The sequence below is a fragment of the Thermomonospora echinospora genome (assembly GCF_900108175.1).
Taxonomy (GTDB): Bacteria; Actinomycetota; Actinomycetes; order Streptosporangiales; family Streptosporangiaceae; genus Thermomonospora; species Thermomonospora echinospora.
The window spans coordinates 40,209-53,453 of record NZ_FNVO01000026.1 but is presented as its reverse complement, the minus strand read 5'-3'; the positions used below and the strand labels follow the sequence as shown (position 1 = coordinate 53,453).

Annotated in this window: 11 protein-coding genes; 8 read left to right on the top strand and 3 right to left on the bottom strand. The window is 69.8% G+C overall.

The window, feature by feature from the left end:
• Positions 1-17: 17 nt before the first annotated feature.
• From C4U03_RS34585 to C4U03_RS34570, 4 genes are read left to right on the top strand one after another with little or no spacing between them, the layout of a single operon-like run.
• Positions 18-1,799 (top strand): branched-chain amino acid ABC transporter ATP-binding protein/permease, encoded by a 1,782-nt coding sequence (locus C4U03_RS34585; RefSeq protein ID WP_103944025.1) that lies wholly within the window; start codon positions 18-20, stop codon positions 1,797-1,799.
• 41 nt (positions 1,800-1,840) lie between these two features.
• Positions 1,841-2,590: an SDR family NAD(P)-dependent oxidoreductase gene (locus tag C4U03_RS34580; RefSeq protein WP_103944024.1), complete on the top strand. Its 750-nt coding sequence runs from the start codon at positions 1,841-1,843 to the stop codon at positions 2,588-2,590.
• A 37-nt stretch (positions 2,591-2,627) separates the two neighbouring features.
• On the top strand, positions 2,628-3,428 hold the full coding sequence (locus tag C4U03_RS34575; RefSeq protein ID WP_103944023.1) for an SDR family NAD(P)-dependent oxidoreductase: 801 nt from the start codon (positions 2,628-2,630) through the stop codon (positions 3,426-3,428).
• Positions 3,421-4,224 carry an SDR family NAD(P)-dependent oxidoreductase gene (locus C4U03_RS34570; RefSeq protein ID WP_103944022.1) on the top strand — a complete coding sequence of 268 codons (804 nt, stop codon included), beginning with the start codon at positions 3,421-3,423 and terminating at the stop codon, positions 4,222-4,224. Before C4U03_RS34575 ends, C4U03_RS34570 begins: the two co-directional genes overlap by 8 nt.
• A gap of 68 nt (positions 4,225-4,292) precedes the next feature.
• Here the strand turns inward: C4U03_RS34570 and C4U03_RS34565 are convergent, their stop codons facing one another.
• The gene (locus C4U03_RS34565) at positions 4,293-5,219 is read right to left on the bottom strand and encodes an SDR family NAD(P)-dependent oxidoreductase (protein ID WP_103944021.1); all 927 of its coding nucleotides are present in this window, start codon (positions 5,217-5,219) and stop codon (positions 4,293-4,295) included.
• Between the two features lie 34 nt (positions 5,220-5,253).
• Positions 5,254-6,819 (bottom strand): AMP-binding protein, encoded by a 1,566-nt coding sequence (locus C4U03_RS34560; RefSeq protein WP_103944020.1) that lies wholly within the window; start codon positions 6,817-6,819, stop codon positions 5,254-5,256.
• Between the two features lie 105 nt (positions 6,820-6,924).
• Here C4U03_RS34560 and C4U03_RS34555 point away from each other — a divergent pair, with 105 nt between their 5' ends.
• The 4 genes from C4U03_RS34555 to C4U03_RS34540 are packed head-to-tail and all read left to right on the top strand — an operon-like array spanning position 6,925 to position 11,503.
• Positions 6,925-8,088: an acetyl-CoA C-acyltransferase gene (locus C4U03_RS34555; RefSeq protein ID WP_103944019.1), complete on the top strand. Its 1,164-nt coding sequence runs from the start codon at positions 6,925-6,927 to the stop codon at positions 8,086-8,088.
• 1 nt (position 8,089) lies between these two features.
• On the top strand, positions 8,090-8,890 hold the full coding sequence (locus tag C4U03_RS34550) for an enoyl-CoA hydratase/isomerase family protein (RefSeq protein WP_103944018.1): 801 nt from the start codon (positions 8,090-8,092) through the stop codon (positions 8,888-8,890).
• 15 nt (positions 8,891-8,905) lie between these two features.
• Entirely contained in the window at positions 8,906-9,508 is a 603-nt protein-coding gene (locus C4U03_RS34545) for a nitroreductase family protein (protein ID WP_103944017.1), read from the top strand.
• A 33-nt stretch (positions 9,509-9,541) separates the two neighbouring features.
• The gene (locus C4U03_RS34540; protein WP_200827672.1) at positions 9,542-11,503 is read left to right on the top strand and encodes a flavin-containing monooxygenase; all 1,962 of its coding nucleotides are present in this window, start codon (positions 9,542-9,544) and stop codon (positions 11,501-11,503) included.
• Between the two features lie 289 nt (positions 11,504-11,792).
• Here the strand turns inward: C4U03_RS34540 and C4U03_RS34535 are convergent, their stop codons facing one another.
• A complete protein-coding gene (locus tag C4U03_RS34535) occupies positions 11,793-13,241 on the bottom strand; it encodes an MFS transporter (protein ID WP_103944016.1) in 1,449 nt (482 codons plus the stop codon).
• Positions 13,242-13,245: the final 4 nt, after the last annotated feature.

The following is a 13,245-nucleotide window of genomic DNA, read 5'->3' as shown; positions in this document are numbered from 1 at the left end:
GGAGATATGAGCTAGCCATGGGCTACTACCTGATCAGCCTGCTGGGCCTGTTGCCCATCTTCATCATCCTGGGCATCTCGTTCAACCTGTTGCTCGGCTACGGCGGGCTGCTGTCGGTCTCGCACGGGGGATTCTTCGGCGTCGGCGCCTACGCCACCGCCATCTTGATCAAGGACTACCACCTGGAGTTCCTGCCGGCCGTGGGCGTCGGCGCCGCCCTGGCCGGGCTGATGAGCCTGATCGTCGGCTACGCCGCCGGGCGGTTGTCCGACGAGTTCCTGTTCATCGTGACGATCGCCACGCAGGTGGCACTCGTGGAGCTGTTCAACAACCTCGAGCTGACCGGCCGCTCGGCCGGCATCTCCGGCATCCCCCGCCCGACGATCATGGGCTACCAGTTCGACGACAACTTCAAGGTCGCGATCCTGGCGTGGATCGTCTGTGCCGTGCTCGCCGTGCTGTGCTGGCGGGTCGTGCGCTCACCCTACGGCCGGCTGCTGAAGGCGCTGCGCGAGGACGTCCCGGCCGCGCGCTCGCTCGGCAAGCGCGCGCTGTGGACCAAGGTCACGGTCTTCGCCTTCAGCTCGGCGATCGCCGGCGTCGCCGGTGGCCTGTACGCCACTCACACCCTGTACATCAGCCCCGCCGAGTTCACCGTCGACCGCTCGGTGGAGATTCTGTCGATCACCATCATCGGCGGCCTGGCCGCGTACTGGGGCCCCTTCGTCGGCGCCGCCGTCGTGCTGGCGCTCCCGGAGGCCCTGAGCTTCGCCGACATCCCGGACTCGGTCGCCGGCCCGATCAACGGCATCATCTACACCACGGTCGTCCTGCTGCTGCTGATCTACCGCCCCCAGGGGATCCTCGGCCGCGGCGCCGTGGAGGAGGCCGAACGGGCCGCCCGGCGCAAGGCGGCCCGGGCGGGGCGCCGAGGCGACGGTGAGCCTGGGCCGGCGGCGGAGCCGCAGACCGTGCCTGAGGACGCGTCGAGCCTGTTCGCGGCCCTGCCGCGGGAGGACGGCGGCACGATGGCCGAGCGCGCCAAGACCCTGCGCTGCGAGGGCATCGGCATCTCCTTCGGCGGGCTCAAGGCGGTCGACGACGTCACGCTGTCGATCCGCCCGGGTCAGATCACCGCCCTGGTGGGCCCGAACGGGGCGGGCAAGACGACGGTCTTCAACCTGCTCAGCGGGGCGCTGAAGGCCGACACCGGGCGAACCTTTTATGGAGACCAGGACATCTCCGCGCTCAGCATCGAGCGGCGGGCACAGCTCGGCGTCGTGCGCTCCTTCCAGGAGGTCCGCCTCTTCGAGAACATGACCGTGCAGGAGAACATCCACGTCGCGACCACGGACATCCGCAAGGAGACGCTCATCGCACAGTTCTCCCCGGCGTCCTTCCGTAACCGAGGGGAGGCCGAGGAGGAGCGCGCCGAGCAGATGCTCCGAAGCCTCGGTCTCCACGAGAAGCGGCACTCGCTGGCCGGTGACCTGTCCTACGCCGAGCAGAAGATGCTCATGATGGGACGCCTGCTGGCGACCGGGGCCAGCTGTTACCTGCTCGACGAGCCGATGTCCGGCCTCGACCAGAGCGCCCGCGCCCGGCTCTCGGCGCTCCTGCAGCGGATGGTCGCCGACGGTACGTCCATCTGCATCGTCGAGCACAGCATGCAGGTCGTCCGGGAGGTCGCCTCCTGGGTGATGTTCCTCGACCGCGGGCGGCTGCTCACCGAGGGCACGCCCGAGGAAGTCATGAACGATCCGGCACTGACCGCGATCTACTTCGGGCAGACGGTGTGAGCCCGTACCCCCTTGATGAACGAGAAGGAGAAGAAGACGTCATGAGCGAGCCCAAGGTGGTGGTCGTCACCGGCGGCGGTGACGGGATCGGCCGCACGATCGTCAATCACCTGGCCGCCGAGGGGTGGAGCGTGTGCGTCGCCGACATCGACGAGGAGGCGTCGCAACGGGCCGCATCAGAACTGACCGAGGCCGGGCACCGTGTCATCGGGGTGCGCGCCGACGTCTCCTGCGAGAGCGACGTCAAACGCATCGGCGAGGTGGCGGAGTCCGAGCTCGGCCCGCTGACCGCCTGGATCAACAACGCCGGGAACACCCGCCCGGCGATGCTGATCAAGATGGAGGCCGACGCCTTCGACGACGTCATGTCCGTGCACGCCCGGGGCACGTTCCTGGGAATCCGCGAGGCCGCCCGCCGGATGGTCGCGACCGGCACGGCCGGCGTGATCGTCAACGTGACCTCCCTGGCCGGCCTCGGCGGCACGATCGGGCAGATCAACTACTCGGCCGCCAAAGGTGCGATCACCGCGATGACCAAGTCGGCGGCCAAGGAGCTCGGCCGGTACGGGATCCGGGTCAACGCCGTGGCCCCGTCCGCCGCGACCAAGATGACCCGCACCATCATGAACGATCCGAAGTTCGCCAAGACGTATTTGGCCAAGATCGCCCTCGGCCGGTTCGCGATGGCCGAGGAGATGGCGCCCACCTTCGGATTCCTGCTCTCGGAGGGGGCCAGCTACCTGACCGGCCAGGTGGTGTCCGTCGACGGCGGCACCTACCTGGTCTCCTGAGGCCCTCGAAGCGGCGAACGATAGGAGTACTGCACAGATGTCGCGACTAGCGGGCAAGGTGGCACTGATCACCGGTGCCTCGGGAGGACAGGGCGCCGCCGAGGCCCGGCTGTTCGCCAACGAGGGTGCGGCGGTCGTGATCGCGGACGTGCTGGTCGAGCAGGGCGAGGCGCTCGCGGCCGAGATCACGGCCGCGGGCGGCCGCGCCCTTTTCCGCGAACTCGACGTCACCGACGAGGACGGCTGGTCCGCCCTCGTGGACGAGATCGAGCGCGAGTTCGGCCGGCTGGACATCCTGGTCAACAACGCCGGCGTCGGGGACGGCCGCGGCGTGTTCGACCAGGGGCTGCGCGGCTGGGACCGGGTGATCGACATCAACGTGTGGGGACCGGTGGTGGGCATGCGCGCCGTGGCCCCGGCCATGGCCCGCGGCGGAGGCGGCTCGATCGTCAACATCTCCTCCGTCGCGGGACTCACCGGGTACGACCACGCTGCCTACACCGCCAGCAAGTGGGCGCTGCGCGGCGTCACCAAGGTGGCGGCGCTGGAGTTCGCCGACGACGGGATCCGGGTCAACTCCGTCCACCCGGGCACGATCGTCACCCCGATGCTCGCCGGGATCAGCGACGAGGTGATCCAGCACTACGTCCGGGTCAACCCCAACCGCCGGGCGGGAAGCCCGGAAGAGATCGCCTGGGCGGTGCTGTACCTGGCCTCGGACGAGGCGTCGTTCACCACGGGCGCGGAGCTGGCCGTCGACGGCGGATTCATCGCCGGTGGGGCCAACCGCGCACTGGAACTGGCGGTCGCCGCGCGAAAGGAGCGCCGCAATGCCTGACCCCGGTCGCCGCATCCTGGAGCGGACCTCACTGGACGGCAAGGTCGCCGTGGTCACCGGCGCCGCCCGCGGCATGGGGGCCGAGCAGGCCCGCTCGCTGGCGGCCCGCGGCAGTGCCGTGCTCCTGGTCGACGTCGACGCCGACCGGGGACGCGCGCTGGCCGCAGAGCTGGAGGAGCACGGCTCCGCGGTCGCGTTCACGCCGGCGGACGTGAGCGACCCGGCGCACTGGCAGACCGTCCGCAGGGCGGTCCTCGACCGCTTCGGCGCCGTACACGTCCTGGTGAACAACGCCGGGGTCGTCGGTCACCGGCGGATCGGCAAGATCAGCCGAGCCGACTGGCAGCGGGTCATGGACGTCAACCTCAAAGGCGCCTTTCTGGGCATGAAGACGCTCGCACCGGACCTCCGCGACGCCGGCGGCGGCTCGATCGTCAACGTCTCCTCGGTGGCCGGCCTGGACCAGCACCCCGATCCGTCGTACACGGCCAGCAAGTGGGGCCTGCGCGGCCTGACGAAGACGGCCGCGCAGGAGTTCGGGCCGTGGCGGATCCGGGTCAACAGCATCCATCCCGGTTACATGGACACGCCGATGAACGACTTCGCCTCGCCCGAACTGCGGGCCGCCAAGGCGTCGCTGCTCCCGCTGGGGCGGCCCGGCGAGGCCTGGGAGGCGGGTGAACTCGTGGCGTTCCTCGCCTCGGACGCCGCGGCGTTCATCACCGGGGCCGAGATCGCCATCGACGGCGGCTGGACCTCCGGAGCCCAGGCCACCGAGGCCCGCCGCATGCACTGATCTCGGTCCGACCAGGACGGCAGAGGGGCCCACCGGTACTCGGTGGGCCCCTCTGCCGTCACAGGCGACTAACCCGCCGGGTTCAGCGCCCCCGCCTGGGCGGCCATCCGGCGGAGCAACGCGAGTTCCTCCGCGCCGCTGTCGAACACGTGGAGCGTGCCAATGTCGCGGATCTCGTCGAGGTGCATCAGGACGTCATCGGCGCTCGCCGGGCCGTCCGGCGTGAACCAGCCCTCGTTCACGCCGACCACGTAGCGGGCGAACCGGCCGCCGCCGGCGGAGTAGATCTCGTGCGTGTGGGTGCACTGCGGAGACGCCAGGTAGACGGCCATCGCGGCGACCTGGGCCGGATCGAGCAGTTCGTCCAGCTCGCCGAGCATGCCCGCGGTCATGCGGGTGCGTGCGCCCGGGGCGATGCAGTTGGCCAGGATTCCGTACCGGGCGCCCTCGATGGCCGCGACGTGCATCAGACCGACCAGGCCGGTCTTGGCGGCGCCGTAGTTGGCCTGGCCGAAGTTGCCCAGCAGGCCGGAGGAGGACGAGGTGAGCACGATGCGCCCGTACGAGGCGGCCTTCATCACCCTGAAGGCCGGGATCGTGACATTGAACCCGCCCTTGAGGTGCACGTCGATGACCGCATCGAGTTCCTCGGGGGAGAGGTTCGACAGGGACCGGTCGCGCAGGATGCCCGCGTTATGGATCACCGCGTCCACCTGGCCGAAGGCGTCCATCGCGGCGTCGATGATCGCCTGGCCGCCCTCAGGGGTGGATACGCTGTCGTAGCAGGCGACGGCCTCGCCGCCCGCCTCCCGGATCTCGCGGACGACGCCGTCGGCCATGCCGGCCCCGCCGCCGGCGCCGTCGACGGTTCCACCGAGGTCGTTCACCACGACCCGGGCGCCGTGCCTGGCGAGCGCCAGCGCGTACTCGCGGCCGAGACCGCCTCCGGCTCCGGTGACGACGACGGACCGGCCTTCGAAATCGACAAAGCTCATGCTCGTGGGTCTCCAGTGCAGTGGGTGTGGGGAGTCAGATGATCCGGGAGGCGTGACCGGCCCAGTACTTCTCCCGGAGCGGCGCCTTGTACAGCTTGCCGGTGGGGGAGCGGGGGAAGTCCTCGAGGAACTCGATGGAGCGCGGCCACTTGAACTTCGCCAGGTGCTGTGCACAGTGCGCCAGCAGTTCCCTGGCGAAGGCGTCGTCGGCGGTCGAGGGGTCGGCGGGCTGGACTATCGCCTTGACCTCCTCGCCGAACTCGTCGTTGGGCACGCCGAAGACCGCCGCGTCCACGACGCCGGGGTGCTGCAGCAGCACGTTCTCGATCTCCTGCGGGTAGATGTTCACCCCACCGGAAATGATCATGAACGCCTCGCGGTCGGCCAGGTAGAGATAGCCCTCCTCGTCGACCCGCCCCAGGTCGCCCAGCGCCGTCCAGTTCGGATGCTCGGGGTGGTGCGCGCCGGCCGTCTTCTCGGCCTCGCCGTAGTACTGGAAGCCGGCGACCTCGTCGGACGTCTCGAAGTAGATCCGGCCGACCTCGCCGGTCGGCAGTTCGCGCCCGTCGGCGTCGCAGATGTGGATCGTGCAACCCTCGATCGCGCGGCCGACGGAACCGGGATGGGCCAGCCACTCGTCGGAGTAGATCAACGTGGCGCCGGTGTCCTCGGTGCCGGCGTAGTACTCGGCGAGGATCGGACCCAGCCACTCGATCATGGCCTGCTTGACCGGGATCGGGCACGGAGCGGCGCCGTGGATGACCACTTCGAGGCTCGACAGGTCGTACTTGTCGCGCACTTCCTCGGGCAGCTTCAGCATCCGGCTGAACATGGTGGCCACGAACTGCGCGTGGGTCACCCGGTGCTTCTCGATCAGCGCGAGCGCCTCCTCGGCGTCGAACTTCTCCATGATCACCACGGTCGCGCCGAGCGCCATCGAGTCGGTGCTGAACAGCAGCGGGGCCGAGTGGTAGATCGGGGCCGGCGACAGGTACACCGTGTCCGGGCCCATGTGGTAGAGGTCCTGGTAGATCGGGCCGAGGGCGGCCTTGCCCTGCTGGACGGTGCGCCCCGACAGCGGACGCCATACGCCCTTGGGGCGGCCGGTGCTGCCGGAGCTGTACAGCATCGTGCGGCCGAGCGGCTCCTCGTCGAGCGCTTTGGCCGGGTAGGCCGCGATGGCCTCCTCATAGGCCTCGTACTCCGGAACGGTGCCGTCGACCATCAGGCGACGGCGCACCTTCGGCGTGACCGCGACGAGTTCGCGGGCCAGTTCGCCCTTGTGCCTGGACATCACGAGGACCTGCGCGTCGCAGTTGTCGATGATGTAGCCGGCTTCACCGGGGGTCAGGTGGTGGTTGACGGCCGTCAGGTACAGACCGGAACGGAACGCGGCCCAGAAGACCTCGATGTAGCGGAGGTGGTTCTCCATCAGGATCGCCACATGGTCGCCGGGGCGCAGGCCCTCGGCGTGGAACAACTGCGCCAGCCGCTTCGACCGTTCGTCGAGCTCGGCGAATGTCAAGGTCTCGCCCGTGCCGCCCATGATGACGGCCGGCTTGTCGGGCCATCTCCGGGCGTGCGAGGTGGGGTCGTACATGGTGCTCCTCGGGCTTCGAACGAACCGGCAGGAGAGCTCGTTGCGAATCTATGAGCATTATTATAATGTAAGCCGGGTCACACCGCCAGACCCCGGGAGAACGCCATGCCAGAAGCCGTCATCGTCGCCGCCACCCGCACTCCCATCGGCCGGGCGTTCAAGGGCTCACTGGTCACGGCGCGACCCGACGACCTCTCGGGCACGATCATCGATGCCGCGCTGCGGAAGGTCCCCGCCCTGGACCGTTCCGAGATCGGCGACGTGATCATGGGTGCCGCAAACCACGTCGGCGAACAGGGGATGAACCTGGGCCGCAACGCGGCGGCCCTCGCCGGCCTGCCCGACACCGTCCCGGGGACCACCGTCAACCGCGGGTGCGGATCGTCGCTGCAGTCGATCCGGATGGCCCACCAGGCGATCGCGACCGGTGAGGGGCACGCCTTCGTCGCCGCCGGCGTCGAGAGCGTCAGCCGGCTCCCCGGCGTCTACGACAGGGAGGCGATGAACCCCCGCTTCCTCGACAGCGGCCGTGACGACTACATCAACGACATGTACATCTCGATGGGCGAGACCGCCGAGAACGTGGCGAAGAAGTACGGCGTGACCCGCCGGGACATGGACGAGTTCGCCCTGCTGTCCCAGCGGCGTGCCGCCGCCGCCATCGAGGCGGGTTTCTTCGCCCGCGAGATCACCCCGGTGACCCTCGACGACGGCACGGTGGTCGACCGCGATGACTGCCCGCGCCCCGGGACGACCCTCGACGGCCTCGCCGCCCTCAAGCCGGCCTTCCGCGAGGACGGCACGGTCACCCCGGGCAACTCCTGCCCGCTGAACGACGGCGCCGCCGCGGTGGTCGTCATGTCGGACGTCCGCGCCGCGGAACTCGGCATCACGCCGCTGGCCCGCATCATCGGCTCGGCCGTCACCGGCCTGGCGCCCGAGATCATGGGCGTGGGCCCGATCGCGGCGGTCGGTGAACTGCTCGCCCGTCACGGGATGAGGATCGACGACGTCGACGTCGTCGAGCTCAACGAGGCCTTCGCCGCGCAGGTGCTGCCGATCGCGCGCGAACTCGGGATCTCGATCGAGGACCAGCTCAACCCGCACGGCGGCTCCATCGCGCTGGGACACCCGTTCGGCATGACCGGCACGCGCATCATGACGACCCTGATCAACGACCTGCAGACGCTGGACAAGCAGATCGGCCTGGAGACGATGTGCATCGGCGGCGGCATGGGCATCGCGATGCTCGTCGAGCGCCTGTCCTGAGATGGCCGACCTCACGACGATCCGCCTGGAACTGGACGGTCCGGTCGGACTGCTGACCCTGGCGCGCCCCGAGAAGCTCAACGCGATGAGCCGGCGGATGGTGGCCGAGCTCACCTCGGTCCTGGAGGAGCTCGCCGCCGACACCGCAGTGCGCTGCGTGGTGCTGGCGGGGGAGGGCCGGATGTTCTCGGCGGGCGCGGACCTCGACGAGTTCCGCGACGACTTCGGCGCCGCAGGCGTCGATCCCGCCGCCACCGAGCGCGAGGCGCGTGACGGGGCCCGGCTGACCGCGGCACTCGAGTCGCCGGACATCGTCACGATCGCCGCGGTGCACGGCGCCGCCATCGGCGGTGCGGCGGCCGTGGTCGCCGCCTGTGATCTGCGGCTGTTCGCCGACGACGCCCGTCTGGTGGTGCCCGAGCTGGCGATGGGGTTGCCGCTCGCCTGGGGCGGGATCGAGCGGCTGGTCCGCGATCTGGGGCCGGCGGTGACCCGGGACCTCCTGCTGACCGCACGCCCCCTGACGGCCGACGAGGCGGTGGCCAGGGGATTTGCGATGGAGCGGGTGGCTCCCGGCGGCCTGCTGGATCGGGCTCGGCGGATTGCCGCGCTGTGCGCGACCCGCCCCCGCCGGGGAACCACGATCGCGCTCGGCCGGATCCGCGCGGTGGCCGACCGGAGCCGCGCCGAAGGCGTCGACGACGATGCCGCGTCACTGGCCGTCGCGGCCGGCGACCCGGAGGCGCTGGCCGCAGCACGCGCCTACCTCGCGTCCCTCGACTCCACGTCCCGACGTACCTGACGAAGCCGGAGAATCATGGACCTGTTCGAAGCGATCCGCACCACGCGAGCCATGCGGCGGCTGGATTCCGACCGGCCGGTGTCCGACGCCGACGTGCGCACGATCCTGGAGGCCGCGCTGAAGGGGCCGAGCGGGGGCAACCAGCAGCCGATCCGCTGGCTGGTGATCCGCGACCAGGACACCAAGGACAGGCTGCAGGAGATCTACCAGCGTTGCTGGAACCGCGGGCGCAAGCCCTACGCGGCCGAGCCCGGCCGGATCGCGCCGGCGGTGCTGAACTCGGCCGACCACCTCGCGGCGAACCTGCACCGGTCACCGGTCCTGATCCTGGCCTGCGCCGATACCGGCCCGCAGGGCAGGCGGCACGACGCCTCGGTCTACCCCTCCGTGCAGAACCTGATGCTGGCCGCCCGCGCCCTCGGCCTGGGGACGACGCTGACCACGGCGCACCTGTTCGAAGAAGACGCGGTCAAGGAACTCCTCGGGATTCCTCCGCACGTGACGACCTACGCACTGATCCCGGTCGGCCACCCGCTCGGCAGATGGGGCGAGCCCAAGCGCAGGCCGCTGGACGAGGTCAGCTACCACGACCGCTGGGGCCAGGCAGGCCCGGCGTAAGCGATGAATCCAGATCCAGACCGAGGAATCGCCATGACACTGATGCCCGCCCCCCGGCCCTTCGACGAGGCGACGCTGCGCGACGCGCTCGCCGCCGCCAACCTGCCCACCCTGCTGATGGTGATGTTCCAGCTCAGTGGGGATCGGACCTGGCTGCGGGAACCGTACCGCCCGCAGCGCACCAGGGGGATGAGCGACAACGACACCGGCGGCTTCAGCCCCGAGATCCAGGCGGAGATCCGCGAGGCGGCGCTGCGGATCCTGATGGCGTGGGGCGACGGCGCACCCGCCGCGATCCAGATGCCGGACGAGCCCACGATCGTCGAGATGATCAGTGCCTGCATGGGCGAGGAGGTGCCCGCGGAGTTCGGCCCGATGATGGCCGAGGACATGCGTGCGAGCGCCGGAGGCGGCCGGCGCCGCACGGCGGTGGCGGGGGCCGAGAACTTCTCGGTCGTCATCATCGGCGCCGGGATCTCCGGGATCTCGGCGGCGGTCGAGTTCAAGGCGGCCGGGATCGGCGTCACCATCTTCGAGAAGAATTCCGACGTCGGCGGAACCTGGTGGGAGAACCGCTACCCCGGTTGCGGTGTGGACACGCCGAGTTACGTCTACAGCTTCTCGTACTTCCCGCGGCGGTGGTCGACGTTTTACGGCAAGCGCGCCGAGGTCCACGAGTACGTGCGCGAGGTCGCCGACGCCATGGGCGTCACCGATCTCGTCCGCTTTGAGACCGAGGTGCTCTCGGCGGTCTACGACGAGACGGCGCAGCGCTGGACGGTCACGGTGCGGTCCGCGGACGGCACCGTCGAGGAACACGTCGCGAACGCGGTCGTCTCGGCCGTCGGCCAGCTGAACCGGCCGAAGCTCCCGCGCTTCCCCGGGGCCGACACGTTCGCAGGGACGCAGTTCCACTCCGCAGACTGGCCGGAGGGTTTCGATGTCACCGGACTCCGGGTCGCGGTGGTCGGCTCGGGCGCCAGCGCGATGCAGATCGTTCCCGCCGTGGCGGACCGGGTCGCGCACCTGACGGTCCTCCAGCGCTCACCGCAGTGGGTCGCACCCAGCTACCACTACTCTTCACCGGTGCCCGAGGGCGTCCACTGGCTGATGGAGCACGTGCCCTTCTACCACACCTGGTACCGCCTGAGGCTGTCCTGGCTGACCAACGACCGGGTGCACGCATCGCTCAGGATCGACCCGGAGTGGCCGCACCCCGAGCGGTCCGTCAACGTCGTGAACGATGCTCATCGTCGTTCACTGACCAAGTACATCGTCGCCGAACTCGAAGGGCGCGAGGACCTGCTCGAGAAGTCGCTGCCGAGCTACCCGCCGTTCGGCAAGCGCATGCTGCTCGACAACGGGTGGTACGCCGCCCTGCGCAAGCCCCACGTCGACCTGGTGACCGACCAGGTAGCCTCGATCGACGCCACCGGAATCACGACGACGGCGGGAGAGCGCGTCGAGGTCGACGTCATCGTCTACGCCACCGGGTTCGAGGCCAAGAAGATGCTGTACCCGCTCGACATCCGGGGCCGGTCGGGGGGCTCGATCCGTGAGCTGTGGGGGGATGAGGATGCGCGCGCCTACCTCGGGATCACCGTGCCGGGCTTCCCGAACTTCTTCGTGATGTACGGCCCCAACATCAACCTCGGGCACGGCGGCAGCTACATGTTCTTCGGCGAGTTGCAGGCGCGCTACATCACCGACGTGTGCACCGCGATGATCGAGCGCGGCCTCGGCGCGGTCGAGGTCCGGCGGGAGGCGCACGACGAGTACAACCGGCGGGTCGACGAGGCGCATTCACAGATGATCTGGAGCCACCAGGGGATGGACACGTGGTACCGCAATGCGGCGGGACGGGTCGTGACCAACTCACCGTGGCGGGTCGTGGACTACTGGCGGATGGCGAGAGAGGTCGATCTTGATGACTTTGTCCTTGAGCCCGCGACGACCCTGACCATGTGGCCCACCGGTTCCGACACGACAGATTGAGGGCGGTCGAGTTCGATAACACGGGGGCACGGTGAGAATTGTTCCTGAGCCGGCCGATCCGGGCGTGACCCGTTGCAGAACAGGCCCTGCCGGCTGACCGAACACGACCTGCCCCACCTGGGGCATGCGGAGAGGCCCATGTGCGCCCAGTCCAGGCGTTGGGTGTCGAATCGTCACGCTTAACGCCTGGACCGGGACCTCTCCGCCGAATTGCTGTCGAGCATGCGATCCCTGTCAGTGGATTGACGGAGTCCTGCACCGAGGGGACCGATGCGTGATCTTGATCCTGTCAGGCGCGCGATCGCCCGGTGGCCTCGGCGCGAGCCGGATCGGGATCACCGCCGGTCCCGGCGGGGATGCGTTGCCGGGGAAATACCAGGGCCGCGAGGATGCCCAGCAGCGTCAGCACGGCGGCCGCGAAGACGGCCGCGCGCAGCCCGCCGGCGGTGGCTTCGCGCAGCGCCTCACCCGTCAGACCGTCCAGGCCCGAGCCCGCGACCCCGACGAGCACGGCCAGTCCCGCGCCCACCCCCAACTGCATGGCGGTGTTGGCCATGCCGCCGGCGATGCCCTGCTCCCGGGCGGCCACTCCGGTGCCGGCGGCCGCGAACTGAGTGGGGTAAATGGTGCCCATGCCCAGGCCGTACACCAGGATCCCGGCGAGGACGGTGAGGTAGGAGCCGCCGGCCACCATCCCGGCGGCCAGCAGGACGCCCCCCGCGGCTCCGAGCACCAGCGCGATGGCCAGGGTGGCGCGGATGCCGATGCGGACCATCAGCCGCTCGGCGATGAAGTTGGCCAGCGCGATCACCACGGACAGGCTGAGGAACGCCAGCCCCGCCTGCAGCGCCGAGTAGCCCAGCACGTCCTGGAAGTACAAGGTGAGGAAGTAGACGATGTTCTGCATGGTGGCCCCGAACACGAAGATGACCACCAGGGCGGCGGCGAGACCGCGGTTGCGCAGCAGCCGCAGCGGCATCAACGGGTTCGGGCTGTATGCCTCGACGCCGAGGAAGGCGGCCAGCAGCACGAACGCCGCCACGGCGGCGGCGACGGTCGTGGAGGTCCAGCCCGTCTCGGGAATCTCGGCGATCGCGTAGACCAGGAGGGTGGCGCCCGCCGTACCGGTCAGCGCGCCGAGCAGATCATGGTCGTGGCCGCGTTCCACCGGCCCGTCCGCGTCCAGCAGGGCGAACGCGGCCGCGGCGGCGGCGATCACCAGCGGCACGTTCACCAGGAACACCGCCTGCCAGCCGAACCCGTACGTCAGCACGCCGCCCAGCAGCGCGCCGAGGCTCAGTCCTCCCGCACCGGCCATCGCCCAGACCGACAGCGCCCGGACGCGCTCGCGTCCCTCGGCGAACATGGTGTTGACCAGCGACAGGGTGGCCGGGAACACCACCGCGGCGCCCACTCCCTGAATCGCGCGCGCGGTGATCAGCGCACCGGGCGTGGATGTCAGCCCGCCGAGCAGCGACGCGCCGCCGAACAGGGCCATTCCCAGGACGAACATGCGGCGGCGTCCCAGCAGGTCGGCCGAACGCCCGCCGAGGAGGAGGAAGCCGCCGAAGAAGACGGCGTAGGCGCTGATGACCCACTGGGCCGAGTGGCCGTAGAATCCGACCTCCCGCACGATGTCGGGCAGCGCCACGTACACGATGGTGAAGTCCAGCGAGGTGATGAGGGAGGAGAACGCCAGCAGGGCCAGGCTCCACCTCCTCGAGGTCATGGAGGTCATCGCA